We start from the raw sequence: 25,927 nt of genomic DNA on the forward strand, positions 1-25,927 counted from the left end.
CTTCGCGCTTGGCGGCTGATCAGTCGAAATCGGCGGGATTGAAGCTGCGCAGCGTGCCGCAGAATTCGCAGGTGACTCCGATGCGGCCGTCGTCGCCAATCATATCGCTGCGCTCTTGCGGCGAGAAGCTCCTCAGGAGCTTGTCGATGCGCTCGTTCGAACAGCGGCAGAATTCCTCAAGCGCGCGTTCGGTGAAAACCTTGACGCCGCGCTCATGGAAAAGGCGATAGAGCAGGCGCTCGCTCGACAGCGCCGGGTCGACGAGTTCGTGGTCTTCGAGAGTCGCCGCGAGCGCCTGGCCTTCGGTCCAATGGTCGCTGTCGTCCTCGGAAGGCTCCTCCGCCCCGTCCGGCGCGTCGCCGGGCGGAAGGTCGCGGGCGCGCGCGCCTCCGGGCGGCAAATATTGCAGCAGCAGTCCGCCCGCGCGCCAGCTCGCGCCTTGCGGCGTGACAATTTCGGCGACGGCCAGTCTGACGAAGGACGGGATCTGCTCCGATTGCCGGAAATAGATATGCGCGGCTTCGGCGAGACTCTCGCCCTCCAGTGGCACGACGCCCTGGTAGCGCGCGGCGTCTTCCTCGCGTTCGATGGTGAGCGCCAGATGACCGCGTCCGAACAGCGCCCCCGGCGAAGCGTCGCGTATTTGGGCGACGCGCTCAGCGTCGAAGCGGGCGAAGCCGCGCAGCTTCCCCGGCGCATCATAGTCGACGACGAGCATATCGACGGGACCGTCGCTGCGCGTCTGCAGCTGGAAGCGGCCATGCGATTCCAAAATCGAGCCGAGCAGCGCGGCGAGCGCCACCGCCTCGCCGAGCAGTCGCGCGACCTGCGGCGGGTAGGCGTAATGACTCAGGATGGCATCGACCGTGGGGCCGAGACGCACGACGCGGCCGCGCAGGTCGAGCGCTTCGACCGCGAAGGGCAGCACCCGGTCATCCTCGGAATGGAGCGCGACTGGCCGGCTCGGCGCCGAGCCCCCGCCTTGCGGCATCAGAACTGCCCCGGCGCGAGACACCAGCACAGCACCCCTTTTTGGGCGTGAAGGCGGTTCTCGGCTTCGTCGAAGACCACCGACTGCGGCCCGTCGATCACTTCCGCGGTGACTTCCTCGCCGCGATGCGCGGGCAGACAATGCATGAAGACGGCATTTTTCGCGGCCGCCCGCATCAGTTTCGAGTCGACCTGATAGGGCGCGAGCGCGGCGCGGCGTTGGTCCTCGTCCGCGTCGCCCATCGACACCCAGCAGTCCGTGATGACGGCGTCGGCGCCGTCCACCGCCTCATAGGCGTCGCGCGTCAGATTCATCTTCGCGCCATTGGCTTTCGCCCAGCTGACCAGATCTTCCGAGGGCGCAAAGTCCGCCGGCGTCGCCACATTGATCGTGAAGCCCAGGCGGCCGGCGGCATGCACCCAGCTTGCAAGCACATTATTGGCATCGCCGCTCCAGGCGACCGTGCGCCCTTCAATCGGACCGAGATGTTCCTCGAAGGTCATAACGTCCGCCATCACCTGACAGGGATGCGACTGTTTGGTGAGTCCATTGATGACCGGCAGATTGCCATAACGCGCCAGCTCCATAAGATCCGGATGCGAAAGAATGCGCACCATGATCGCGTCGAGAAACCGCGCGAGCACGCGCGCCGTATCGGCGATGGTCTCGCCGCGGCCAAGCTGCATTTCAGCGCCGGTCAGCATGATCGTCTCGCCGCCGAGTTCGCGCATCGCAATGTCGAAGGAGACGCGCGTGCGAGTGGACGGCTTATCGAACACCATGCCGAGATATTTGCCGACGAGCGGTCGTTCGGCCGCCTCGACGCCTTTGACGCGGCGCGCTTTGAGCGACTTGGCGAGATTAAGAATGCGGCGCAGCTCTTCGCCCGAGTGATCGGAAAGATCGAGGAAGCTGCGCGGCCGCGTCAGCGAATGGGCGGTCATCACGCAGCTCCGAGCTTTTCAATAGGCGCGGCGAGCCGGGCGCATGCCGCGCCAAGGCGCGAGGCCGCGGCCGCGACGTCGCTTTCGTCAATGATGAGCGGCGGCAGAAGGCGCACGACGTTGTCGCCGGCGAGCACCGTCAACAGGCCTTCGGCGCGGGCGGCGGCGGCGAAATCGCCATTCGGTATCCGCATCTTGAGGCCGAACATCAGCCCTTCGCCGCGGATTTCTTCGATGAGCGACGGAAAGCGGTCCTCGAGCTCCGCCAGCCGCTGGCGCAACAGCGCGCCAAGCCGCGCGACGCGCGCCATGAAGCCTTCTTCGAGCACGACGTCGAGAACGGCGCCGCCCACCGCCGTCGCCAGCGGATTGCCGCCGAAGGTGGAGCCATGCGCGCCCAGCGTCATGCCTTTGGCGGCCTCGCGCGTCGCGAGGCACGCGCCGAGCGGAAATCCGCCGCCCAGTCCCTTGGCGAGCGCGACGATGTCGGGCGTGACGCCGGCATGTTCGCAGGCGAGGAACTTGCCGGTGCGGCCGACGCCACACTGGACTTCGTCCAGCGCCAGCAGCAGCCCGCGCGCGTCGCAAAGCTCCCGTAGCCGCGCCAGAAACGACGGCGAAAAGACGCGCAGCCCGCCCTCTCCCTGAATCGGTTCGAGCAGGACGCCCGCCGTTTCTTGCGTGATCGCCGCCTCGACGGCGTCAAAATCGCCGAAAGGAACCTGATCGAAGCCCTCGACGGGCGGCCCGAACCCATCAAGATATTTCGCGTTGCCGCCCGCGGCGATCGTCGCGAGCGTGCGGCCATGAAAGGCGCCTTCGAACGTGATCAGCCGATAGCGCTCGGGCTGTCCGTTCACCGCGTGGAATTTGCGCGCCGTCTTGATCGCGCACTCGACCGCTTCCGCGCCGGAATTGGTGAAAAAGACCAGATCGGCGAATGTGGCGTCGCAAAGCCGCTCCGCGAGCCGCTCGGCCTGCGGGATGCGAAAAAGATTGGAGACATGCCACGGCTCTTCCGCCGCGCGCTTCAAAGTCTCGACGAGATGCGGGTGATTGTGGCCGAGCGACAGTACGGCGACGCCCGCGCTGAAGTCGAGATAGCGGTCGCCGTTTTCCGCAGTCAGCCACGCGCCTTCGCCATGTTTGAATGCGAGATCGGCGCGCGGATAGGTCGGATAAAGCGCTGACGTCAAAAGCCCTGCTCCATGCTCCCGTCGCTGGCTCCGGCCAGAGGAGGCTAAAAAAACAAAGCGCCGCCCGTTTAGGGCGGCAGTTCAGGACGGGATTTTATGCGCGCCGCCCGACGCGGTCAAATCCATGGCGCGGTTCGATATTGGCGTCAAAGCCAGCTGGCGCGGCCGCGCTAGGGTGAGTCCTGCGGGCAACAGTCTCGCCGAAAGCCTGTTGAGAACGCCAGCGCGCGCTTGCCAGCGCGACTCGCGCATGATTCAAAGTAAACAGAAAGTTTCTAGTCAGCGCCCGCGTAGTTCGTTTGGGCGTGTTCTCTCGAGTGTTGATGCGCATCACATCGCCGCAGGGCTTCAGACCTGCGCAGCGGTCGGAAGACATCCGATCCGCGCTCGACCCGAAAGAATGGAGAGCCTAATGTCATGGACCGACGAACGCGTCGAACTGCTCCGCAAGCTTTGGAGCGATGGTCTCAGCGCCAGCCAAGTGGCGGCGGAACTTGGACCGGGCATCACCCGCAACGCTGTGATCGGAAAGATCCATCGTCTGGGACTCGCCGAACGCGCCAAGACGGCGAGCGCGCAGCGGCCGCGCGTCGCCAAGGCCCCTCGCCCGACGCACCCGCGCATGAACGGCGTCTCGTCGCACGGCAATCTTGCGCTCGCTTTCGCGCCGCATGCGCTGGCGGCGCCGCGGCGTGCGCCTGAAGAAGAGGTCGTGATCCCGATATCGGAGCGCGTCACGCTCATGGAGCTCCGCGAATCCATGTGCCGCTGGCCGATGGGCGACCCCACGTCGGCGGAGTTCCGCTTCTGCGGCGGCAAGTCGACGATCGGCGGCGGCCCCTACTGCGCCTATCACGCGCGCGTCGCCTATCAGCCTGCGCAAGATCGCCGCCGCGCGCGCGATCAGTTCAGGGCGCAGCGTTACGCGTGAACCGCATCGGACACGTCACTCGTGTCCGAACGTTTCATCGAAAGAATAGCCCGCGCCGCGCACCGTGCGGATCGGATCCTTCTCGCGGCCGCGGATCAGCGCCTTGCGGAGCCGTCCGACATGGACGTCGACCGTACGCTCGTCGATCTCCGCCGACATGCCCCAAACACTGTCGAGCAGCTGCGCCCGCGTGAACACGCGTCCGGGCTTCTCCATAAAATATTCGAGCAGCCGGAATTCGGTCGGACCGAGGTGGATTTCGCGGCCGGATCGCCGCACGCGACGGGTGTCGCGGTCGAGGTCGATATCGCCGAGCGTGAGCCGTGAAGCGACGCGCTCGGGCCGCGCCCGGCGCAGCAGCGCGCGCACCCGCGCCATCAGCTCCGGAGTCGAAAACGGTTTGACGACATAATCATCGGCGCCGACCGAAAGGCCGCGCACGCGCTCGCCTTCCTCGCCGCGCGCGGTCAGCATGATCACCGGCATGTCTCGCGCGCTGTCCCGCGCCCGCAGGCGTCGGCAGATTTCAAGTCCGGAAACGCCCGGCAGCATCCAGTCGAGAATGACGAGATCGGGCGGCGACTCGGCGAGCCGCAGTTCGGCTTCATCGCCATTGTCGACATGTTCGACCTGATAGCCTTCCGCTTCAAGGTTATACACGAGCAGCGTCGCGAGCGACGTCTCGTCCTCGACGACGAGGATTCGCGGCGCCCGATCGCTTTTCCCAATCCGCTGTAGGACGGCGGACGTCACGTCGCTCATTGCGCCGCCTCGTCCTTCAGGCCGAAGTCGGGAACGCGCGTCTTCGGCCGCTCCGTGGGCATCGCCTCGCCGGTGACCAGATAAACGACCGTCTCCGAGATGTTGGTCGTGTGATCGCCGATCCGCTCCAGATTCTTCGAGCAGAACAGGAGATGCGTACAGAAGGAGATGTTGCGCGGGTCCTCCATCATGAAGGTGAGGAGATCGCGGAACACCGAATCCTCCAGCGCGTCGAGATCGGAATCGTTCTGCCAGACCGCGCGCGCCCGCTCGGTGTCGCGCAAGGCGTAGGCGTCCAACGAGTCCTTAAGCTGCATCGCGGCGATTTCATGCATCGACTTCAGACCGACGATCGCGCGCGGCACGCGCGCCTCCGACACGATCTTGAGCGTTCTCTTGGCGATGTTCTTGGCCAGATCGCCGACGCGCTCGATGTCGCCGGAAATGCGGATCGCGGCGATGCATTCACGCAGATCGACCGCAAGCGGCTGCCGGCGCGCGATGGTGAGAATGGCGTTCTCCTCGATTTCGCGCTGCAACGCGTCGAGACGAGGATCGCTGGAGACGACGCGGTGGGCGAGGTCGACGTCGAAGGTCGACAAAGCGTCCATCGCCTCCGCCAGCATTTTCTCCGCGACGCCGCCCATTTCAGCGATGCGGCGTCCCAGGGCTTCAAGGTCCCGGTCGTAGGATTTAACAATATGATCGCTCATGAGCGCCGTCCTTGAATCGCTGGTTTAGCCAAAACGGCCGGTGATGTAGTCGAGCGTGCGCTTCGCTTGGGGCTTGTTGAACACGTCGTCCGTCTCGCCGAATTCGACGAGCTCGCCGAGATACATGAACGCCGTGTAATCAGAGACGCGCACCGCCTGCTGCATGTTGTGGGTGACGATCGCTATGGTGTAGCGGCTGGCCAATTCGTCTATCAGCTCCTCGACCTTCGCCGTCGAAATCGGATCGAGCGCCGAACACGGCTCGTCGAACAGAATGATCTCCGGCTGCACCGCGACGCTGCGCGCGATGCAGAGTCGCTGCTGCTGTCCGCCTGACAGGCCCAGACCGCTGGTGTGAAGCTTGTCCTTGACCTCGTCCCAAAGAGCGGCGCCGCGCAGCGCGCCTTCGACGCGCGCGTCCATGTCGGCGCGCGGCAGTTTCTCGTATAGCCGAATGCCGAACGCGATGTTCTCATAGATCGACATTGGAAAGGGCGTCGGCTTTTGGAACACCATGCCGATGCGCGAGCGCAAGGCGTTAATGTCGACCGCCGGATCGAGAATATTCTCGCCGTCGAGCAGCACCTCTCCCTCGGCGCGCTGGCCGGGATAGAGATCATACATGCGGTTCAAGACGCGCAGCAGCGTGGACTTGCCGCAGCCCGAGGGGCCGATGAAGGATGTCACCTTATTAGCGTATAAGGGCATGGTGACGGCTTTGAGCGAATGCGACTCGCCGTAAAAGAAGTCGAGATTCCGCATTGAAACCTTGGTCAGCGGCGCCTTTACTTGAGCAATTTGAGCAGCGGCGTTCATTTCGAGTTCCTCCGCCCGGCGCTGAGCGCGCGGGCCGCGATCGAGAGAGCGAGAACAGCGACAGTGATGAGCAGCGCGCCGGTCCAAGCGAGCTGCTGCCAGTCCTTGTAGGGCGACAGGGCGAACTGAAAGATGACGACCGGCAGGCTCGCCATTGGGGCGGTGAGGTCGCTGCTCCAGAACTGATTGTTGAGCGCGGTGAAGAGCAGCGGCGCCGTCTCCCCCGAGACGCGCGCCACAGCGAGCAACACGCCGGTGATCAGTCCAGCCTTGGCGGCGCGATAGGCGACCTTGGCAACGACATGCGCACGGGGCGCGCCGAGCGCCGAAGCCGCCTCGCGCATCGAACCGGGCACAAGCAGCAGCATATCCTCGGTGGTTCGCACGACGACAGGGACGACCAACAGCGCCAGCGCCACGGCGCCCGAGATCGCCGAGAAGTGGCCCATCGGGTGAACGAGAATCTCATACACGAAGAGGCCGATGACGATCGATGGCGCGCTGAGCAGGATATCGTTGATGAAGCGCACGATCATCGTGAGCTTCGAATAGCGTCCGTATTCGGCCATATAAGTGCCGGCCAGCATGCCCAGCGGCGTGCCGATGGCGACGCCGATGATCGTCATGACAAGCGATCCGGCGATGGCGTTGAGAAGGCCGCCCTTGCTGCCGGGCGGCGGCGTCATCTCGGTGAAGACCGCCGGCGACAGGCCGCGCACGCCCTCATAAACGAGAGAGCCGAGGATCAAGGCCAGCCAGGAAAGGCCGAACACAGCGGCCACCCAGCACAGCGTGGTGGCGGCTGAGTTGGCGCCGCGGCGTGAAGCATAAAGCGACATGAGCTCGTTCTTTCTTACGCCGACTTCTGCTCGATGCGCATCAGCATGTAACGCGCCAGAGCGAGAACGAAGAAGGTGATGACGAAGAGGATAAGGCCAAGTTCGATGAGCGCCGAGGTGTAAAGATCGCCGACCGCTTCGGTGAACTCATTGGCGATGGTCGCCGAGATCGTCGTGCCGGGCGCAAGCAGCGATCCGGAAATCTTGTGCGCGTTGCCGATGACGAAAGTGACGGCCATTGTCTCGCCAAGCGCGCGGCCCAGGCCCAGCATCATGCCGCCGATCACGCCGACGCGCGTGTAAGGGACGACGACATAACGCATCACTTCCCATGTCGTGGCGCCGATGCCCCAGGCCGCTTCTTTCAGCACCGGCGGCACGGTCTCGAAGACGTCGCGCGAGATCGAGGCGATGAAGGGCAGCACCATGATCGCGAGAATGAAGCCCGCCGTCAGCATGCCGATGCCGTAAGGCGGACCGGCGAAGAGCGTCGAGAAAAACGGAATGTCGCCAAAGGCCGATATCAGCGCCGGCTGCACATGCGATTGCAGAAAAGGCGCCAGCACGAAGAGGCCCCAGATTCCGTAGATGATCGAGGGAATGCCGGCGAGAAGCTCGATCGCGACGCCGATCGGCCGGCGCAACGCATGCGGACAAAGCTCGGTAAGGAAGGTGGCGACGCCGAGGCCGACCGGCACCGCGATCACCATGGCGACGATCGATGTGACGAGCGTGCCATATATCGCCGCCGCCGCGCCGAAGTTCTCGGTGACCGGGTTCCAGGCCTGCGACGTGAGGAAGCCAAAGCCAAATGCCTGGATCGCAGGCATAGAGCCGTAGACGAGCGAGACGATGACGCCGGCCAGAATCACCAGCACGATAACGGCCGCCGCACGGGTCATTTGATGAAAGACGCGATCAAGGAGCGCGATGCGCGCCAGCACGCGCGTGCGATCCGCGATCACCGACTGCGAGGCTTGTTGCTCCAAAGCTAAATCCGACACGTCGCCCGCTCCATTCAATTCACGCCGACTCGGCTCGATCGACAGCATTTCACCCGCTCCCGGCGCCGGTCCTCGGCGTCATGACCTTCCCGACGACAGCATGAAACGGCCGTCGGGATCTATTCGCGATCAGCGCGGTCCGGCTAATGCAACAGGGGTTTGCCGTCCGCGCTCTTTACATTCGCCCAGCTCTTCTTGATGAGCTCGACCACCGGTTTCGGCATGGGAATATAGTCGAGCTCCTCCGCCATCTTGCCGCCATTGGCGAAAGCCCAGGAGAAGAATTTGAGCGCCTCGGCCGCATCGGCTTCGGACTTAGGCTCCTTGGGCAGCAAGATGAAGGTCGCCGCCGTTATCGGCCACGCCTTGGCGCCCGGCTCATTCGTCAGAATTTCGTAGAAACCCTCGGCATGCGACCAGTCGGCGCCAGCGGCCGCCGCCTGGAAAGTCTCCATGCTGGGCGGGACGACCTTGCCGTCCTTATTGACCATCTTGGTATAGGTCAGCTTGTTCTGCTTGGCGTAGGCATATTCGACATAGCCGATTGCGCCTTTGGTGTTGGCGACGTTGTTGGCGACGCCTTCATTGCCCTTGGCGCCGATGCCGACCGGCCATTCGACCGACGTGTTCTCGCCGACCTTCGACTTCCAGTCGGGCGAAACCTTCGAGAGATAGTTCGTGAAATTGAAAGTCGTTCCCGAACCGTCCGAGCGATGCACGACGACGATCGGCTGCGACGGCAGCTTCGCCTTCGGATTGAGCTTCTTGATCGCCGCATCGTCCCATTTGACGATTTCGCCGAGGAAGATTTTTGCAACGGTCAAGCCATCGAGCGTGAGGTCGCCGCCGGCGACGCCTTCGAGATTGATCACCGGCACGATGCCGCCAATCACTTGCGGCCACTGCACAAGACCCGCCGCCTGAAGCTCCTCGGCCTTGAGCGGCTGGTCGGACGCGCCAAACGTGACGGTGCGCGCCTTGACCTGCTTGATGCCGCCGCCCGACCCGATGGACTGATAGTTAAGGCCATTGCCGGTATCCTTCCGATACGCTTCAGCCCATTTGGCGTAGATCGGATAGGGGAAGGTCGCGCCGGCGCCGGAAATGTCGATGGCTGCGGCGGCGCCGCACATGACGGCGAGCGCCAGCGCCGCGCCAGCGCCGCGCCTGAAAATCGTCGAGATCATTTGAAGGTCTCTTTTGCTCGAGAACGGACTTGCGATGCGCCCCGCGTCATCGCGCGACAGAAACTACTGGTCCGACAATAGCTTTTTGTGACGGAAAAATTACAAGATGATGACAGTAAATATGTTTGTTTTTCAGATACTTATAATTCTAGGCTGAATCGCTCGCCGGCAAAATGACGCGAAACAGCGTTCCCTCGCCAAGCGCGGATTCGATCCCGAGCCGGCCACGGTGGCGCAGCACGATATGTTTGACGATGGCGAGGCCCAATCCAGTGCCGCCTTTGGCGCGGCTCTTGCCGGCGTCGACCCGATAGAAACGCTCGGTCAGGCGCGGAATATGCTCCGGCGCGACGCCGGGACCATAGTCGCGCACCGAGAGAACGACGAGCGTCCCCTTGCGGGCCAGCGAAATGTCGATGGGCTTGCAGCCGCCGTCGTCGCCACACCCGTATTTCAGGGCGTTCTCGACGAGATTCTCGATCACCCGGGCAAGTTCGTCCCGATCTCCCGGCGCGACGACGTTCGGCTGCAGATCGAGATTGATGGCGACGCCCCTGTCTTCGGCCATCTGCGACAGCGTGTCGACGATATGCGCGACGAGCAGCGTGAGATCGACGGGAGTCGCGGGCCGCAGATGCATGTGCTGCTCGATGCGCGAGAGCGACAGCAGATCGTCGACGAGGCGGGCCATCCGCTGCGCCTGCTCGCGCATGATGCCGAGGAATTTGTTTCGGGTGACGGCGTCCTCGCGCGCGGGACCTTGCAAGGTTTCGACAAAACCCAGCAGCGAAGCGAGCGGCGTGCGCAGCTCGTGACTGGCGTTGGCGACAAAGTCGACGCGCATCCGCTCGACGCGCCGGGATTCGGTCAGATCGCGCAGGCTCACGACGGCGGCCGGCTCGAACCCTTCGATTTGCATTGGCGCGACATGCGCTTCAAACCAGCATTCCACCGGCAGACGTTCGACCCAGACGGTCTTCTCCGTCTCGCCGCCGGCGAGCACGCGCGCCACGGCGTCGAGCATGTCCGGCGAGCGAAGGCTGCGGGAGAGCGGTTCGCCCGACCGAATGGCCGGCGAGAGCGCGTGCGCCGCGGCGTTGACGGCGATGACATGAGTTTCGGAGTCGATAACGAAGATCGGCTCCGGAAGTGCGTTGATGATCGGCGCGAGGAGATCGATCGCCTGATCGCGCCATTTGAGCCGCTGGGTTGACAGCGTCACCGCGACGGGTCCGGCGCCGTTCAATTCGAGCGCTCTTCCAGGATGCGTGCGATTGCATCCCGCAGCGTCCCCCAACGGCGCGCGCCCTCGTCGGCGCCGAGAAGCGCAAGCGCGACAACGAATGGGAGAAAGTAATAGATCATGCGAAACAGAAGCAGCGACGCCAGAATGCTTTCATGCGAAGCCGCCGGAATAGCGTGCAGCATCGTCGCCTCGAAGACGCCGATGCCGCCCGGCGCATGGCTGATCACGCCCAGGATGCAGGCGACGACATAAACCGCGACGAAGGGCACAAAGTCCAGCGGGACGCCCTCGGGAAGCAGCACATAGAGCGCGCCTGCGGCGCAGCACAGGTCGGCGACCCCAAGCGTGAACTGCGCCAAAGTCGGGACGAAGCCCGGCAGTTCGAGAGCGTGGCCGCGAAGCCGAATGCTGCGGCGATCAACCGTCACCCAGGCGAAATAGAACAGCACGCCTGCAAGTATCAGCACGCCCGGAATGATGTGAAGGAAGGCCGGCAAGCCATCGAGCGCCTCGAGCGCGTCCGCGCCATAGATGAAGCCTATGCCCATCACCAGCGTCATCCCAAGCCAGAACGTGACGCCGGCGAAGACGGTGATGTTGGCGACTTGCAGCGCGTTCAATGCGACGCGCGAGTAAATCCAGTAGCGCACGGCCGCGCTGGTGATGATCGGAAATCCGAGGTTGAAGGAAATGGCGTAGCTTGCGAAGGACGCGAGCGCAGCGACCCTGTAGGGCGCACGCGCTCGCAAATGGTAGAGCGCGACGACGTCATAACCGGTCAAGAACAGATAGGAGAGCGCGGAGAGGGCCAGGGACGCGAGAATCTGCGCGCCGCTCGTCGCGCGAAACGCGTTCAGCAGATCGGCATAGCTGAGGCTTGAGAGCGTTCGGCCTAGGATATAAGCAGCGAGTGCAAAGACGGCGAGACTGGCCGCCACGCCCAGCACGCCGAGCGCGCCTCTCGGCAGCCGTTCACGCAGCGACCCAAAAAATCCGCCGCTTGCTTGTGGCCTCACGACGGGCAACCCCGGCGTCGTGGCTTCGAATACGTCGTTATCGCGCGAGGTCACGCCGCCCTCGCGCCCAACGCTCGGATCTCGGAGCCCTCAATGCACAACCCTCATACTCATCATCTCTCTTGAAGCTTGCCTTTGTCGTCTTGCAAGCGTCATCCGGTTCAATCCCTCGATCATGTCATGGCGATGACTAGCACGACTAGCACGATCTCTGTCGCGCGCGCCTCGCAGAAAGGTTGGCGCTCGGCGATCGGACGTCAAGTCTGCGCCTGTTACTCGAAGGCTGAAGCGTGACCGATCGTCCTGCGCCTTAGGGCAGGTTCCGAAAAAGTTGACAGACTTTTTCGATGAGAACCTGCTCCAATATTTTGATTTTGAGCGATTCCTTATCGATCACATGATTCCATGTGATCGGGAAGCGCTCTAAGCGCAAATCTTGACCTGCGAGGCCGGTGAACTAGCTGCCTGCGAGGCGGCGGGAGGCGGAAAGCCTGTAAGAGGAACGATCCATCATGCACATGATCCCGAAGGAAATGCAGGCCTGCATCGACGCCTGCCTGAACTGTTATCAGATGTGCTTTGGCATGGCGATGACCCATTGTCTCGAGGAAGGCGGCGAGCATGTGAAGCCCAAACATTTTCGGGCGATGATCGCCTGCGCCGATATGTGCCGCAACAGCACGCAAATGATGCTGATGAATTCGCCGCTGGCCAAACAGATGTGCGCGCTTTGCGCCGAGGCTTGCGAAACCTGCGCCAAGGAGTGCGATCCGATTCCGGACATGAAGGAATGCGCCGACGAATGCCGTCGCTGCGCCGAAGAATGCCGCAGGATGTCCGGACGCAAGATGGCCGCATAAATATCCGCGCGGAGCAGATTGCATTCAGCTTGGCGGCTATTTGCCGCCAAGCCCCAAAATATAGCTCGCCAGCGAGTCGATCTCTTCGCGAGCGAGAATGATGTTGGGCATGTTCTTATGCGAAGAGCGCAGGAAAACTTTGAGCGACAGTTCCGTCGTCGAAGGCATGTTGGCGACATCGATAAAGCGCGGCGCCTTGGGATCCGGGCTCTTGGCCTCTGCGTCGGATCCAACGGCATGGCATGAGGCGCATTCGGCTTTGGCGATTTGCGCGCCGGTCGTCGGATCCGCGCTCGCGGCCATAGCCGGCGCCGCAACAAGGACCATGCCCAAAGAAAGCGCTATCCTCATTGCCTTACTCCTCGCCGTTGAGATCCTCGGGACGTGGCTGCAACATGATATTATAGCCGGCGTCGACAAGATGCACTTCGCCCGTCACGCCGCCCGACAGCTCCGATAGTAAATAAAGCGCCGAGCCGCCGATTTCATCAAGCGTGATCATCCGGCGCAACGGACTATGCTTTTTTTGAAACGCGCCCATCGCCCGCGCGCCTGTGATGCCGGCGCCCGCCATCGTGCGCACCGGGCCGGGCGACAGCGCATTGACGCGAATGCCGCGATCGCCGAAATCGGCGGCAAGATAGCGCACGGATGAATCGAGCGCAGCCTTCGCCACGCCCATGACGTTGTAATTCGGCATGACATGCGTGCCGCCGCCGAAGCTGACCGTCAGCAACGATCCGCCGTTCTTCATCAGCGTGGCGGCGCGGCGCGCGGCTTCGGTGAAGGAAAAACAGGAAATGACAAGCGTGCGAATGAAATTCTCGCGCGTGGTGTCCGCGTAGAGTCCCTTCAATTCGCTCTTGTCGGAATAAGCGATCGAGTGGACGAGAAAATCCATATCGCCCCAGTCGTATTCGAGACGGGCGAACACCTGATCCACCGTCGAAATATCCTCGGCGTCGCACGGCAGCACGAGGTTCGACCCGAGCTCCTGCGCGAGCGGCTTGACGCGCTTGCCGAGCGCCTCGCCCTGATAGGTGAATGCGAGCGTCGCGCCGTGGCGCGCAAGAACGCGCGCGATGCCATAGGCGATCGAATGATCATTGGCGACGCCCATGATGAGGCCGCGCTTACCCTGCATGAGACCGGTTGAAACTGTCATATGGCGATTGTCATCGTAGGAGAGATCGAAAGTTTGGGCCTAAGCCTATCGGAGATAGCAGACGAGCGAAGTAGAACGGACGCTCTGGGCCGGCCGTATCGGCGATTGACAAGCCCGGCCATGACGCTCGTTGTCGCGGACTTACGCGTCTGGATGCTTGAACACCAATGTCGCATTGGTGCCGCCGAAGCCGAATGAGTTCGACAGCACCGCGCCGAGCTTCACATTGTCGCGGCGTTCGCGCATGATGGGCATGTCGGCGAAATCCGGATCGAGCTCTTCGATATTAGCGCTCTCGCAGATAAAGCCGTTCTGCATCATCAACAAGGAATAGATCGCCTCCTGCACGCCCGTCGCGCCGAGCGAATGGCCGGTCAGGGATTTGGTCGCGGCGATCGGCGGACATTTGTCGCCGACGCCGAACACTTCGCGCAGCGCTTCGATTTCCTTGGCGTCGCCGACGGGGGTCGCCGTGGCGTGGGGGTTGATGTAGTCGATCGGGCATTTCACCGTCGCGAGCGCCTGCCGCATGCAGCGCACCGCGCCCTCGCCGGAGGGCGCCACCATGTCATGGCCGTCAGAGGTCGCGCCGTAGCCCGCGATCTCGCCGTAGATCTTCGCGCCGCGCGCCTTGGCGTGTTCGAGTTCTTCGAGCACCAGCACGCCCGCGCCGCCGGCGATGACGAATCCGTCGCGATTCTTGTCATAGGCGCGCGACGCCGTCGCCGGCCGATCATTGTAGGAGGAGGACATCGCGCCCATGGCGTCGAAAAGGACCGAGAGCTCCCACTCCAGCTCCTCGCAGCCGCCGGCGAAAATCATGTCCTGCTTGCCGTACTGAATCAGTTCGTATGCGTTGCCGATGCAGTGATTGGACGTGGCGCAGGCGGACGAGATCGAATAGTTGACGCCCTTGATCTTGAACCAGACCGCAAGCGTCGCCGAGGCGGTCGAAGACATGCATTTGGGCACGGCGAAGGGACCGACGCGCTTGGGTCCCTTGGTGCGGGTGATGTCGGCAGATTCGACAAGCGTGTGGGTCGAAGGGCCGCCCGACCCCATGATGATTCCGGTGCGCTCGTTGGAGATTTCCGCTTCGGTCAGGCCGGCGTCGGCGATCGCCTGATCCATGGCGACATGATTCCACGCCGTGCCTGTGGCGTGGAAGCGCATGGCGCGGCGATCGACGATCGTCGAGGGGTCGAGCGACGGCATTCCGTACACCTGCGAACGGAAGCCGAGTTCGGCGTATTTCTCCGCGCGCGAGATGCCAGACTTCGCCTCGCGCAGCGAAGCGATAACTTCCTGGGTGGTGTTGCCGATCGACGACACAATTCCCATGCCGGTGACGACGACTCGTCTCATTGTCCAACTCCTTGGCGGCGCTTTCCCGCGCCTTGCTGTGCGCGTCAGGCGGCGGCCGGCGCCTCGGCCTTGGCGAGCCCGACTTTCAAGTCCTTCGCCTCATAGATGCGCTCGCCGTCCGCCGCGGCCCAGCCGTCGGCGATGCCAAGCACAAGCTTGCCCTTGAAGACGCGCTTAAAGTCGATGCCGTAGGTCACCTTTTTGACGGTCGGGCGAACTTGCCCGCTGAATTTCACCTCGCCGACGCCGAGCGCCATGCCGCGTCCCGGATTGTCGAGCCAGGCGAGATAGAAGCCGACCATCTGCCACAGCGCGTCGAGCCCAAGGCAGCCCGGCATGACCGGATTGCACTTGAAATGGCAGTCGAAGAACCAAAGGCTCGGCTTAATGTCGAGTTCGGCGCGCATGTAGCCTTTGCCGTGCTCGCCGCCGTCTTCGAAGATCTCGGTGATCCGGTCGAACATCAGCATCGGCGGCAGCGGCAGCTGCGCATTTCCCGGGCCGAACAGCTTCTCCTCGCCGCACGCCAGTAAATCCTCGTAGCCGAATGAGGAGCGCCTTTCGCCCATCGTCCCTTATTCCTCGCGTTGGAGCCTTTAAAGGCCCATCCTCCCCAAGCGCCCTCAAAAGGCGCGCCCTTATCTTTTGCGCCGCCAGCGGCGCCGCTCTTTGGGCGAAGCGATCCGTAACATAGCCTCGCTCGGGCCGGAAGCGCCGTCGCGAGCGGGTTCACAACAGCCGAGCGGCGTTGAATTTCCCGCCATTCCCCCTATGATGCCAAAGAGAAAACCGCGAGAGCAGAAAACCGCGAGCCGCTGCAATGGACGCCGAGCCGAATTCGACCGTTCCGCCAGACTCTGCGCCGCGCAAGCCCGTCGCGGACTTGTTGGCCGACGCCGGGCTGCGGCCGACCCGCCAGCGGCTGGCGCTCGGCGAGCTGCTGTTCGGTCAAAGCGGCGATCGTCATGTCACGGCGGAGCGGCTCTATGAGGAAGCCCTCGCCGCTAATCTCTCCGTGTCGCTCGCGACCGTGTATAATGCGCTCCACCAGTTCACCCAGGTTGGCTTGCTGCGGGAGATCGCCGTCGACGGCGCCCGGGTGTATTTCGACACCAACACCGCCGACCACCATCATTTCCTCCTCGAAGACGACGGTGAGCTGTACGACATCGCCGGCGCGAATGTCTCGGTCTCCGATCTTCCCCAGCCGCCCGACGGTTTGCGGGTCGCACGCGTAGATGTGGTGGTGCGTCTTCGCCGCGCCTAAGCCTGCCCTATATTCCGGGGACGACAAATTTTCGAAGGAGTTCGACGCCCTGTAGGACCGTCGAGACCTCTTCGAAAACAGGTTGGGGCGAGGAACAATGTCGCAGCGGGCGACCGAACAGGAATCCGAGATCACCTACGCGCAGTTCAAGGCGCTCGCCAATTCCATACCGAATCTTGCTTGGATGGCGCGACCGGACGGCTGGGTGTTTTGGTACAATGACCGGTGGTACGAATATACCGGCACGACTCCCGAGGAGATGGCGGGGTGGGGTTGGCAATCGGTACATCATCCGGACGTGCTGCCCAAGATGCTGGAGCGCTGGACTCATGCGATCCAGCACGGCGAATTTTTCCAGATGATCTTTCCGCTCAAGGGCGCCGACGGGCTCTATCGACCGTTCCTGACGCGCATCGAACCGCTGCGCGAGAACGGCGCCGTCGTCGGCTGGTTCGGCACGAACACCGACGTCACCGAACAGGAACGCGACCGCGAACGCCTGCAGCTTCTGATCCACGAGCTCAACCATCGCGTCAAAAATACGCTTGCGACGGTTCACTCGATCGCGTTGCATTCCTTGCGCGAGTTGAAGCAGAATTCGGTGGAGCTCTTTGAGAATCGTTTGCTGGCGCTTGCCGCCGTGCATGACGTGCTGACCCGTGAAAACTGGACGAAGGCGCAGGTCGACGAACTCGTGCGTACCGCCATCGCCCCTGCGGGCCAGGAGAATTTCGACGTTTCAGGACCGCCTGTCGACGTCTGCCCGCGCATCGCGGCGGCCCTGGCGATGACGCTGCATGAATTGTGCACGAACGCCGTCAGATACGGATCGCTCTCGGCGCCGAGCGGACGGGTCGCCGTCGACTGGGGCGTCGACTCGGCGCGCCGGACGCCTATGCTGCATCTCGTCTGGCGCGAGCACGGCGGGCCGGCGATCTCCCCTCCGTCCGACAAAGGATTTGGCATGCGATTGATCGAGAGGACGCTCGCTTCCGAAGCAGGCGCTCAAGTCGCGATCAAATTCCCGCCTGAAGGATTGCGATGCGCAATGGACATCCCCCTCACAGTGGAAATGCTCAAATGAGTGAACCGCGTATCCTCATCGTGGAAGACGAGGCGGTCATCGCCATGGCCCTCGAGATGTTTCTCGAGGAGCTCGGCGCCCGCGTCGTCGCCACTGCGGGCAATGTGCAGGACGCTCTGCAAAAGGCGACGAGCGAAGATTTCGATCTCGCCTTTCTCGACATCAACCTCAATGGCCAGAAAGCTCATGTTCTCCCCGGCGTCCTGGAGCGCCGGCATAAGCCCTTCGCCTTCGTGACGGGCTACGGCGAACAGGGCGTGCTTGAGGCGCATGCCGATGCGCCGGTCGTCACCAAGCCCTTCAGTCGGGACGCCATTTCGACGGCATTGGAGAAACTCAAGAGCCGCATGCCCGGCGGTCCATCCGGCTGACTATTCGAATTTCTCGCCCGGATAGACGCCCCACAGATTTTCCTGCTCCATGTAGCCGTCAAAGCCCTTGCCGGCGATGCGGCACCATTTACCGTCGCAACTGCGCAAATTGCCGATGACGCCGGGGCCGAGCTTGGCCGCGGGCGTCGAATGATCGGCGGCCAAGAGAAGCTGTGGCTCCTTTTTCCACGGCGCAACCAAGGCGGTGCGCCGTCCAGAGAGCAGCGAGTGCAACACCCAGCCTTCGGCGCCTTCGGAATCGCGGATCTTGCGCCAGGTTTCAAATTCGGCGGTGATCTCGACGGGGAGCGCAGCGCGTTCGTAGATCCAGAGGGTCGGATGTTCCTTGCTCGGCCCCTCTCGAACATTGACCCGATCCGATTTGAGGCTGACGTAGCGGGGCAAGGGCAGGCCGCTCACCGGGCCCTTCTGCGGCTCCTGAGCGCCGGCGTGCGCTGCGCAAAAAACCGCGCAAACGAGCGCGGCGAAAAACCCGCGGCGACGCTTTTGGAAAAGTTCCTGAGCGTTTGAGAAAGCTGCCGAAACTGGCTCAGATTCTGCATTTATTCGCGACATGATTGACTGATCGCTCGCTTGTCTTTGGCCCGTCATCTGCTAGGAAGTCGAATGCGTCCGTTGAGGAGGCGTATTGGTTTTGTCGCTGACCGTCGTTAAGACCCGGTTGAAGCCGGCGAAACTCGCCGGCGTCTTTTCATCCGCCGCGGCAACGCGGCGAAGCTCATAGCGCAATCGCAGAAACGCTGCTGCAACACAACATAAACGCGGAGGCACGACCAGGGATATGCCGAAAAAGAAGCCGCTCGTTGTCGTGTCGCGCCGGCTGCCCGAGGTCATCGAAACCCGCATGTGCGAGTTGTTCGACACGCGCCTCAACGAAAGCGACAAGCCGCTCACTCATGACGAACTCGTCGAGGCCATGCGCACGGCCGACGTGCTGGTGCCGACCATCACCGACCGTATCGATTCCCATCTGATCGCCCAGGCCGGCGAGCAAATGAAGCTGATCGCCAATTTCGGCAATGGCGTCGACAATATCGACGTCGCCTCGGCGCTCGATCGCTCCATTACCGTCACCAACACGCCCGGCGTTCTGACCGAAGACACGGCCGACATGACGATGGCGCTGATCCTTTCGGTGGCGCGTCGTCTCGTCGAAGGCGCGAGCGCCATTCCCGACGGCGCTTGGGCGGGCTGGTCGCCGACCTGGATGCTCGGCCATCGGATCACCGGCAAGAGGCTCGGCATCGTCGGCATGGGCCGGATCGGCCAAGCCTTGGCGCGGCGGGCGAAAAGCTTCGGACTTTCAATCCACTACCATAATCGTCGGCGAGTCTCGGCCGATCTCGAAGAGCAATTGGAGGCGACCTATTGGGAGTCGCTCGATCAGATGCTGGCGCGGGTCGACGTCGTGTCGATCCACTGTCCGCATACGCCGGCCACCTATCACCTTCTCTCCGCCCGCAGACTGGCGCATCTGCGTCCGCACGCCATTCTGATCAACACCGCACGCGGTGAGATCGTCGACGAGAACGCGCTGGTGCGCATGCTTGAAGCGGATGAGATGGCCGGCGCCGGGCTCGACGTCTTCGAGCATGAACCCGCCGTCTCTCCCAAATTATTGAAGCTCGCCAAGGCCGGGAAAGTCACGCTGCTCCCGCATATGGGCTCGGCGACGATCGAAGGCCGCATCGATATGGGCGAGAAAGTGATCATCAACATCAAAACCTTCATGGACGGCCACCGCCCGCCTGACCGCGTCCTGCCGAGCATGCTATAAGGCGCTGCGCTGCGGCCTCGGCCGCCTGGCGCGGGTCGCTTTATGGGGAGGATGATTGACGCGATGAACAGGATTTTGCTCGCCCTAGCCGCCTCGCTCTGCGCCGTCGCGCTCGCCTCCGGGCCTACCGACGCCAAGAGCGCGAAGAGCGCCAAGCCGCCTCAAGGCGCGGAGCAGAAGCAGCCGGAAGAAGAAAACAAAGAGACGGGCGGACTTCCGCGCTATCAGCCGTTCCCGCACAATCAGAACTTCGTGCTCAAGGAGATCAACGGCAAAGCGCCGCCGGTGGAGATGTGGATCTCGATCGACTCAACGGGCCGCGCCAACGGTTTTTCGGGCTGCAAGAACTGGTCGGGCATCTTCATCATCGGCCCCAACCGGCTCGGACCCCGCACCATGCCGGCGGTCAACGAACGCAAATGTGAAGGCCCGCTCGCCGCCTTCGAGCGCGACTATTGGGCGGTCCTACTCTCGGGCCCCTTTTGGGACACCAAGGGCGACGACCTCATCCTGAAGGGCGCGCAGGGCGGCGTGCTGCATTTCCAGCGCTCGCTCTAGCACCGGTCAGTCGTTCGCGATCAGCGAGATTCCCGAAGAGACTCCCGGAATGCCGATCGCGACGGGCGTCCCGATCAGGCCTTCGGCCTGTCGGGAGCAAGCGGCGACGTCGGCGATTATTTCACCGGCGACGCGAGCAGCGGACAGGGCGCCTCGTGCAGCACACGCTGCGTCGTCGAGCCGCGCAGCGCCTCCAGCAGGCCCTTTCGGCCACGCGTCGGCATGGCGATCATGTCGGCCTTGATCTCCTTCGCGTAGGAGAGAATGGTTTCGACGACGGGGCCGCGGCGTAGCTCGATGTGCGGCAGCAGCCCTTCAAAAAGCGGCAGATCGTCGCCGACATGCAGCAGCATGACGTCGGCGGCCGGGTTGAGACAATGCGCGATTGCGGCGACGTGGCGGAAGGCGTCGAGCGGCGAGACCGTCGCCTCGACCGGCATCAGCACCGTATTGAGCGAGACGGCGCCCGTCTCGCGGTCGACGAAACCTTTGTGGTCCTCGCGCAGGAACAGCGCCGGCACATGCGTCTCGCGCGCCGTTTCCTCCGCGACCGAGCTGGCGAGCAGCCGCTCCAGAGCGCTGCGCGGCCGGGTCATCATCACAAGAAGATCGCACAGGTGCCGCTCGACGTAGGCGGCGACCCCGACGACGGGCGATTCCGATTCAACGGACGCTTTGACGAATTTAACGCCGAGCTGCTCGGCGACGTCCTCACGCGTCGCGGTGGGCGAGATCATCTTCCAGCGCGCCAGCATCTCGCGCACCTGCGGAAAGCGGCTCCAATCGTCCTCGTCGGTCTCGGGCGCTTCGATGTGCAGAACATGAAACATGCTCTTACAAGCCACGGCGATGCGCAGCGCATGTGCAAAGGCGTCCTGGCTTGCGAAGGAGAGATCGGTGGGATGGACGATTGATTTGGGCGTGTCGCCATTCATCTGCGTTTGCTCCTCTATCCCTTCGCAAAACTATACGCGGCTGCGCGCCTGGCAATGATCAGCTTCGCCGCAGGTTAAATTTGTTCCTTGAGCGCCTTTTGGACCTCTTCGACCAGTTCGGCTTCCGGCACGGGGTACTGAGCGGGGCGAAGCGCCTTCCATTGCTCGTTGGTGGCGATATTGGCGGCGGCCTTCGCGCCGGCGACGAGATCCTTGACGGTGACTTCCCCTCGCGCCTTTTCGTCGGAGCCCTGGATGATCGCAAGCGGGCTGTTGCGCCGGTCGGCGTATTTCATCTGCGCCTTCATGCCGGCCGCGCCGAGATAGATTTCGGCGGCGATGCCGGCGCCCCGCAGCTGCGCCGCCATCCGCTGATAGTCGGCGAGCCTGTCGCGATCGAGCACCAGCACCACCACCGGACCAACATGCGGACGCGCCGAGACGATGGGGCTGCCGATGAGCTTTAGGGCCGCGAAGAGCCTGGAAACGCCGATCGAGAAGCCGGTCGCCGGCGTATTTTCCGATCTGAAACGCCCGACGAGTCCGTCGTAGCGTCCCCCGCCCCCCACGGAGCCGAAGCGCACGGGATTTCCCTTCTCGTCTTTGGTTTCAAAGGTGAGGTCGGCCTCGAAAACGGGGCCGGTGTAATATTCAAGGCCGCGCACGACGGAAGGGTCTATGCGGATGCGATCCGGCCCAAAGCCCGCATCGCGCGCGAGATCTTCGATCTCGAGGAGTTCCTCGGCGCCCTGAGCGCCGGCCTCGCTCTTGCCGAGCAGGCCGAAGAGATCGAAAGCCGGCGCGCCGTCCCGATATTGTCCCCCGAGGCTGAAGGACAGGATCGTGTCGATCGCCGGCAGAGGGAGCCCCGCGCCCTTGGTGAAATCCCCGCTGTCGTCCTTGCGGCCCTCACCCAGCAACTGCCGAACGCCGTCGGGGCCCAGCCGATCGAGCTTGTCGATGGCGCGCAGCACGACGAGGCGGCGGCCCGCGTTCTCCTCGCCGGCAAGGCCGATCGACTGCATCACGCCATCGAGCACCTTGCGGCTGTTGATCTTGATGACGTAGTCGCCGCGCGCGATCCCCAAGCGCTCCATGGCGTCCGCCGCCATCATGCAGATCTCGGCATCGGCGGCCGGCGAGGCGGAGCCGACGGTGTCGGCGTCGAACTGCATGAACTGGCGAAACCGCCCCGGCCCCGGCTTCTCGTTCCGGTAGACATGGCCAACGCGATAGGAGCGATAGGGCTTTGGCAGCCGGTCGAAATTCTGCGCGACGAAACGCGCCAGCGGCGCGGTCAGATCGTAACGCAGCGACAGCCATTGCTCGTCGTCGTCCTGAAAGGAGAAGACCCCCTCATTGGGCCGATCCTGATCCGGCAGGAACTTGCCGAGCGCGTCGGTGTATTCGATCGCCGGCGTCTCGAGCGCTTCGAAGCCATAGAGCTCATAGACCTCGCGGATGACGTCGAGCATCCGGCCCGTGGCGGCGAGTTCGCCCGCCTCGCGGTCGGCGAGCCCGCGCGGCGTGCGCGCTTCAACTTTGGTTTTGATTTCGTCTTTGGACATAAGCCTGATTGGCCGCGGGACCGATGGCCCGCGCCTCTAGCGAGAGTTCGGCCGCTCTCTGCGACTCGCTCTTAGGTACAACGTGCCGCCTTCCTAGCATTTTCCCACCGGGAAGGAAGGGCCGCGCCTTCCGGCCAGAATCGCAAATGCGCGGCGCAGCGCCGGCAATCCGAACTGCCGAAGCCGGCGACCGGGATTGGCAGATCGGAAAGCGCGGCGTTGAGGGCGCATTCGTCGCCGCCTTCAAGAATGAAAGCGCCGACTATTTCGCCGGCCAACGTGAGCTGATCGACATGCCAGTGGGCGCGCTTGTCTTTCCGCATGTGTCGCGCCAATCGCGCTCGCAATCCGCCGGAGCCCCGCGCCGAGCCGCAATAGAGATAATCGCCGGCGGCAAGAGTCGCCGAGTTTTTCTCGATACGGACGTCGAGCGGCGCGCCCAGACGCAAGGCCAGCGCATAGGCGCCGGGCGTCGATGGCGCATCGGCGGCGGATGCGACAAAAATCATCGGTTTCTCAAAAGCCCGGGCGCGATCCTCTCCCACAGGGAGAGGGTTCGCGCACGCCGCGTGGCCGCGCGAAGTTTTTTATGGAGACTTCCGCGAAATGTTGTGCGGCCGCTTACGCGATCATCACTCGCGCCGCGGCCTTTTCGTCGCCCAGAAGCTCCAGAGCCTTGCCGACGATCGCCTTGCTGTCGAGCATCGCCTTGGCGATCATCAACTCATGCTTGTCATGGTCGATATAGGCGTCGGGCAGGGTCATGCTGCGGAATTTGAACGCGCCGCGCACGCCGTCCAGCATCCCATCCTCGGAGAGCGCCTGAAAGACCTGCGAGCCAAAGCCGCCGATGGATCCTTCTTCGACGACGATAAGCGCCTCGTGATTGGCGGCGAGCCGGCGCAGCAGGTCACGGTCGATGGGCTTGGCGAAGCGGGCGTCCGCGACGGTGGTCGAGACGCCGTAACTTTCGAGTTCCGCCGCCGCCTTCAGGGAGTCCGCGAGCCGCGTGCCGAGCGAGAGGATCGCGACCTTCGAGCCTTCGCGCAGGATACGGCCCTTGCCGAGCTCGAGAATGTCGCCGCGTTCCGGCAGCTCGACGCCGAGGCCCTCGCCGCGCGGATAGCGGAAAGCGCTCGGGCCGTCATCATAGGCCGCCGCGGTCGCCACCATATGCATCAACTCGCCCTCGTCGGCGGGCGCCATGATGACGAACCCCGGCAGGCAGCCGAGATAGGCGAGATCGAAGGCGCCCGCGTGCGTCGGACCGTCGGCGCCGACGAGGCCGGCGCGGTCGATGGCGAAACGCACCGGCAGGTTCTGGATCGCCACATCGTGGACGACCTGATCGTAGCCGCGCTGCAGGAAGGTCGAATACAGCGCGCAGAAGGGCTTGTAGCCCTCGCAGGCGAGGCCGGCCGCGAAGGTGACGGCGTGCTGCTCGGCGATCGCCACGTCGAAGGTGCGATGCGGGAAGGCCTTGCCGAAGATGTCGAGGCCGGTGCCCGACGGCATCGCCGCCGTGATGGCGACGATCTTGTCGTCATGTTCGGCTTCGGCGATTAGCGCCTTGGCGAAAATATTCGTATAGGTCGGCGCATTGGCCTTGGGCTTGATCTGGATGCCGGTCGCGACGTCGAATTTATTGACGGCGTGGCATTTGTCGGCCGATTCCTCCGCCGGCCCAAATCCCTTGCCCTTCTGCGTGACGACGTGAACCAGGACCGGCCCGTCGTCCTTGTCGCGGACGTTCTTGAGCACGGGCAGCAGGTGGTCGAGGTTGTGGCCGTCGATCGGCCCGACATAATAGAAGCCGAGCTCCTCGAACATCGTGCCGCCGGTGATGAAGCTGCGCGAGAACTCCTCGGCCTTGCGCGCCTTGTCGTAGATGAAGCGCGGCAGATGGCTGGCGAGCTGTTTGGCGGCCTCGCGGATCGAGCGGTAGGCGCCGCCCGAAACCAGGCGGGCGAGATAGGCGGACATGGCGCCCGTGGGCGGGGCGATCGACATGTCATTGTCGTTCAGAATGACGATCAGGCGAGAGTGCAGCGCCCCGGCGTTGTTCAACGCCTCATAGGCCATGCCGGCCGACATCGAGCTGTCGCCGATCACCGCGACGACGTGATTGTCGCCGTCGGCGAGATCCCGCGCCACGGCCATGCCGAGTCCCGCTGAGATCGACGTCGAGGAATGGCCGGCGCCGAAGGCGTCATATTCGCTTTCGGCGCGCTTGGTGAAGCCGGACAGCCCGCCGCCCATGCGCAGCGTGCGGATGCGGTCGCGCCTGCCGGTGAGGATCTTGTGGGGATAGGTCTGGTGGCCGACGTCCCAGATCACCTTGTCCCGCGGCGTGTCGAAAACATAGTGCAGGGCGACCGTCAGCTCGACGACGCCAAGACCCGCGCCAAGATGGCCGCCGGTCACGGACACGGCGTCGATCGTCTCGCGCCGCAAATCCTCCGCGACCTGCTTGAGCTCGCTGGGACGGAGCTTACGCAGATCTTCGGGGGAGGCGATGCGGTCGAGAAGGGGGGTTTTGGATGTCGTCAATGTCTCTACTCTGCTCGTCAACAACAAGCGCCAGAAATCCGAGCATTACCCGTTAATAAGCAGCCCCGCAAACGCGCCGCAGCATCCATTTCGATTCAATCCGTGAGTGTTGCTTAGATGCAACGCCGAGCGCTGCGGTATTCTGGCTGACCTAATAAGGGGAGAAGCTCTCCATGCCGAAGCCGAATGAGGGCTCTTCGTAAACCGGGCGCGGTCGCCGCGTCAGGCGTGGGCGCTCCGTCTCCTGGCGCTCGGCTTCCTGGCGGCCGGCCGCGCGGCGGGCGCCGCCGGTGATTTCGATCGTCGCCCCGTGCTTGCCAACCCAATCAAAGAGTTGCCGCGCGTTCGGAACCGCGAGCCGCACGCAGCCGTGCGAGAGCGGACGGCCCAAACCGCGCTCATAGCTCCCGTGGATGGCGAGGCCGCGCGGCGAAAAGAAGATCGCGTAGGGCATCGGCGCCTGATCATATTCGTCGGAATGATGATCGGCCTCCATGCGCATGACGCTGTAAGTTCCTGCCGGCGTTTCATATCCTCGGCGGCCGCTGGAGATGCTCCACCTGACCGTCTCGCCCTCCGGCGTGACCGCCTCGAGCCTTTGCGCGGCAAGGTCGATGCGGACGCGCACCGCGGCGCCTGCAGGGGCCACCGTCACGAAAACAGCCGCGGCAAGAGCCGCGAATAGTCGCTGAAAACTGGCCATGCTCGACCTAAACACGCAGACGCCAAATCGTAAAGGCGCACCGGTGGATGGCCCGGCT

28 protein-coding genes are annotated in these 25,927 nt (G+C 63.5%); 7 read left to right on the forward strand and 21 right to left on the reverse strand.

Annotated features, from left to right (window positions below):
* Positions 1-19: 19 nt before the first annotated feature.
* The 3 genes from EHO51_RS13785 to EHO51_RS13795 are packed head-to-tail and all read right to left on the reverse strand — an operon-like array spanning position 20 to position 3,131.
* Positions 20-991, reverse strand: a complete 972-nt coding sequence (locus tag EHO51_RS13785; RefSeq protein WP_124739363.1) for an Hsp33 family molecular chaperone — start codon at positions 989-991, stop codon at positions 20-22.
* Positions 991-1,935, reverse strand: a complete 945-nt coding sequence (gene argF / locus EHO51_RS13790; RefSeq protein WP_124739364.1) for an ornithine carbamoyltransferase — start codon at positions 1,933-1,935, stop codon at positions 991-993. The genes EHO51_RS13785 and argF overlap by 1 nt, the downstream gene beginning before the upstream one ends.
* Complete coding sequence (locus tag EHO51_RS13795) at positions 1,935-3,131, reverse strand: aspartate aminotransferase family protein (RefSeq protein ID WP_124739365.1); 1,197 nt, start codon at positions 3,129-3,131, stop codon at positions 1,935-1,937. Before EHO51_RS13795 ends, argF begins: the two co-directional genes overlap by 1 nt.
* 412 nt (positions 3,132-3,543) lie before the next feature.
* On the opposite strand from EHO51_RS13795, the gene EHO51_RS13800 reads away from it, so the two are divergent.
* Positions 3,544-4,062: a GcrA family cell cycle regulator gene (locus EHO51_RS13800; RefSeq protein ID WP_029651175.1), complete on the forward strand. Its 519-nt coding sequence runs from the start codon at positions 3,544-3,546 to the stop codon at positions 4,060-4,062.
* Positions 4,063-4,077: 15 nt separating this feature from the next.
* On the opposite strand, the gene phoB is transcribed toward EHO51_RS13800, so the two are convergent.
* The 8 genes from phoB to EHO51_RS13840 form a co-directional block, all read right to left on the reverse strand.
* Positions 4,078-4,824: a phosphate regulon transcriptional regulator PhoB gene (gene phoB / locus EHO51_RS13805; protein WP_124739366.1), complete on the reverse strand. Its 747-nt coding sequence runs from the start codon at positions 4,822-4,824 to the stop codon at positions 4,078-4,080.
* Positions 4,821-5,537, reverse strand: a complete 717-nt coding sequence (phoU, locus tag EHO51_RS13810) for a phosphate signaling complex protein PhoU (RefSeq protein WP_124739367.1) — start codon at positions 5,535-5,537, stop codon at positions 4,821-4,823. The genes phoB and phoU overlap by 4 nt, the downstream gene beginning before the upstream one ends.
* A 24-nt stretch (positions 5,538-5,561) precedes the next feature.
* Entirely contained in the window at positions 5,562-6,353 is a 792-nt protein-coding gene (gene pstB / locus EHO51_RS13815; RefSeq protein ID WP_124739368.1) for a phosphate ABC transporter ATP-binding protein PstB, read from the reverse strand.
* The gene (gene pstA, locus EHO51_RS13820; RefSeq protein WP_124739369.1) at positions 6,350-7,192 is read right to left on the reverse strand and encodes a phosphate ABC transporter permease PstA; all 843 of its coding nucleotides are present in this window, start codon (positions 7,190-7,192) and stop codon (positions 6,350-6,352) included. The genes pstB and pstA overlap by 4 nt, the downstream gene beginning before the upstream one ends.
* 14 nt (positions 7,193-7,206) lie before the next feature.
* Positions 7,207-8,094: a phosphate ABC transporter permease subunit PstC gene (gene pstC, locus EHO51_RS13825; RefSeq protein ID WP_245434888.1), complete on the reverse strand. Its 888-nt coding sequence runs from the start codon at positions 8,092-8,094 to the stop codon at positions 7,207-7,209.
* 245 nt (positions 8,095-8,339) lie between these two features.
* Positions 8,340-9,383, reverse strand: coding sequence for a phosphate ABC transporter substrate-binding protein PstS (gene pstS / locus EHO51_RS13830; protein ID WP_124739371.1), 1,044 nt, complete (start codon positions 9,381-9,383; stop codon positions 8,340-8,342).
* A gap of 148 nt (positions 9,384-9,531) precedes the next feature.
* The gene (locus tag EHO51_RS13835) at positions 9,532-10,629 is read right to left on the reverse strand and encodes an ATP-binding protein (protein WP_124739372.1); all 1,098 of its coding nucleotides are present in this window, start codon (positions 10,627-10,629) and stop codon (positions 9,532-9,534) included.
* Positions 10,626-11,699, reverse strand: a complete 1,074-nt coding sequence (locus tag EHO51_RS13840; protein WP_124739373.1) for a lysylphosphatidylglycerol synthase domain-containing protein — start codon at positions 11,697-11,699, stop codon at positions 10,626-10,628. The genes EHO51_RS13835 and EHO51_RS13840 overlap by 4 nt, the downstream gene beginning before the upstream one ends.
* Before the next feature lie 458 nt (positions 11,700-12,157).
* Here EHO51_RS13840 and EHO51_RS13845 point away from each other — a divergent pair, with 458 nt between their 5' ends.
* Positions 12,158-12,505, forward strand: coding sequence for a four-helix bundle copper-binding protein (locus EHO51_RS13845; RefSeq protein ID WP_124739374.1), 348 nt, complete (start codon positions 12,158-12,160; stop codon positions 12,503-12,505).
* Positions 12,506-12,541: 36 nt separating this feature from the next.
* Here the strand turns inward: EHO51_RS13845 and EHO51_RS13850 are convergent, their stop codons facing one another.
* From EHO51_RS13850 to fabA, 4 genes are all read right to left on the reverse strand, one after another.
* Positions 12,542-12,856, reverse strand: coding sequence for a c-type cytochrome (locus tag EHO51_RS13850; RefSeq protein ID WP_124739375.1), 315 nt, complete (start codon positions 12,854-12,856; stop codon positions 12,542-12,544).
* A 4-nt stretch (positions 12,857-12,860) separates the two neighbouring features.
* Positions 12,861-13,670 (reverse strand): enoyl-ACP reductase FabI, encoded by an 810-nt coding sequence (gene fabI, locus EHO51_RS13855; RefSeq protein ID WP_124739376.1) that lies wholly within the window; start codon positions 13,668-13,670, stop codon positions 12,861-12,863.
* Positions 13,671-13,811: 141 nt separating this feature from the next.
* On the reverse strand, positions 13,812-15,035 hold the full coding sequence (gene fabB / locus EHO51_RS13860) for a beta-ketoacyl-ACP synthase I (RefSeq protein WP_124739377.1): 1,224 nt from the start codon (positions 15,033-15,035) through the stop codon (positions 13,812-13,814).
* A 44-nt stretch (positions 15,036-15,079) separates the two neighbouring features.
* A complete protein-coding gene (fabA, locus tag EHO51_RS13865) occupies positions 15,080-15,604 on the reverse strand; it encodes a 3-hydroxyacyl-[acyl-carrier-protein] dehydratase FabA (protein WP_124739378.1) in 525 nt (174 codons plus the stop codon).
* 251 nt (positions 15,605-15,855) lie between these two features.
* Between fabA and irrA the strand changes: the two genes are divergently transcribed.
* The 3 genes from irrA (at position 15,856) to EHO51_RS13880 (ending at position 17,757) form a co-directional block, all read left to right on the forward strand.
* Positions 15,856-16,302, forward strand: coding sequence for an iron response transcriptional regulator IrrA (gene irrA / locus EHO51_RS13870; RefSeq protein WP_124739379.1), 447 nt, complete (start codon positions 15,856-15,858; stop codon positions 16,300-16,302).
* A 97-nt stretch (positions 16,303-16,399) separates the two neighbouring features.
* Positions 16,400-17,386: a sensor histidine kinase gene (locus tag EHO51_RS13875; RefSeq protein WP_124739380.1), complete on the forward strand. Its 987-nt coding sequence runs from the start codon at positions 16,400-16,402 to the stop codon at positions 17,384-17,386.
* Positions 17,383-17,757 (forward strand): response regulator, encoded by a 375-nt coding sequence (locus EHO51_RS13880; protein ID WP_124739381.1) that lies wholly within the window; start codon positions 17,383-17,385, stop codon positions 17,755-17,757. Before EHO51_RS13875 ends, EHO51_RS13880 begins: the two co-directional genes overlap by 4 nt.
* Here EHO51_RS13880 and EHO51_RS13885 read toward each other — a convergent pair whose 3' ends face one another.
* Positions 17,758-18,369 (reverse strand): SH3 domain-containing protein, encoded by a 612-nt coding sequence (locus tag EHO51_RS13885; RefSeq protein WP_124739382.1) that lies wholly within the window; start codon positions 18,367-18,369, stop codon positions 17,758-17,760.
* Positions 18,370-18,559: 190 nt separating this feature from the next.
* Between EHO51_RS13885 and EHO51_RS13890 the strand changes: the two genes are divergently transcribed.
* Positions 18,560-19,555 carry a 2-hydroxyacid dehydrogenase gene (locus EHO51_RS13890; protein WP_018406282.1) on the forward strand — a complete coding sequence of 332 codons (996 nt, stop codon included), beginning with the start codon at positions 18,560-18,562 and terminating at the stop codon, positions 19,553-19,555.
* Positions 19,556-19,618: 63 nt separating this feature from the next.
* Complete coding sequence (locus tag EHO51_RS13895) at positions 19,619-20,113, forward strand: META domain-containing protein (RefSeq protein WP_245434604.1); 495 nt, start codon at positions 19,619-19,621, stop codon at positions 20,111-20,113.
* A gap of 116 nt (positions 20,114-20,229) precedes the next feature.
* Here EHO51_RS13895 and EHO51_RS13900 read toward each other — a convergent pair whose 3' ends face one another.
* From EHO51_RS13900 to EHO51_RS13920, 5 genes are all read right to left on the reverse strand, one after another.
* Positions 20,230-21,048, reverse strand: coding sequence for a universal stress protein (locus tag EHO51_RS13900; RefSeq protein WP_124739384.1), 819 nt, complete (start codon positions 21,046-21,048; stop codon positions 20,230-20,232).
* Between the two features lie 74 nt (positions 21,049-21,122).
* On the reverse strand, positions 21,123-22,616 hold the full coding sequence (gene hisS, locus EHO51_RS13905) for a histidine--tRNA ligase (RefSeq protein ID WP_124739385.1): 1,494 nt from the start codon (positions 22,614-22,616) through the stop codon (positions 21,123-21,125).
* Positions 22,617-22,687: 71 nt separating this feature from the next.
* Positions 22,688-23,125 (reverse strand): GIY-YIG nuclease family protein, encoded by a 438-nt coding sequence (locus EHO51_RS13910; RefSeq protein ID WP_124739386.1) that lies wholly within the window; start codon positions 23,123-23,125, stop codon positions 22,688-22,690.
* A gap of 112 nt (positions 23,126-23,237) precedes the next feature.
* Positions 23,238-25,166: a 1-deoxy-D-xylulose-5-phosphate synthase gene (gene dxs / locus EHO51_RS13915; protein ID WP_124739387.1), complete on the reverse strand. Its 1,929-nt coding sequence runs from the start codon at positions 25,164-25,166 to the stop codon at positions 23,238-23,240.
* Positions 25,167-25,317: 151 nt separating this feature from the next.
* Entirely contained in the window at positions 25,318-25,884 is a 567-nt protein-coding gene (locus tag EHO51_RS13920) for a L,D-transpeptidase (protein ID WP_245434605.1), read from the reverse strand.
* Between the last annotated feature and the right edge of the window lie 43 nt (positions 25,885-25,927).

Origin of the sequence: Methylocystis rosea (genome assembly GCF_003855495.1) — a bacterium.
Lineage (GTDB): Bacteria > Pseudomonadota > Alphaproteobacteria > Rhizobiales > Beijerinckiaceae > Methylocystis > Methylocystis rosea_A.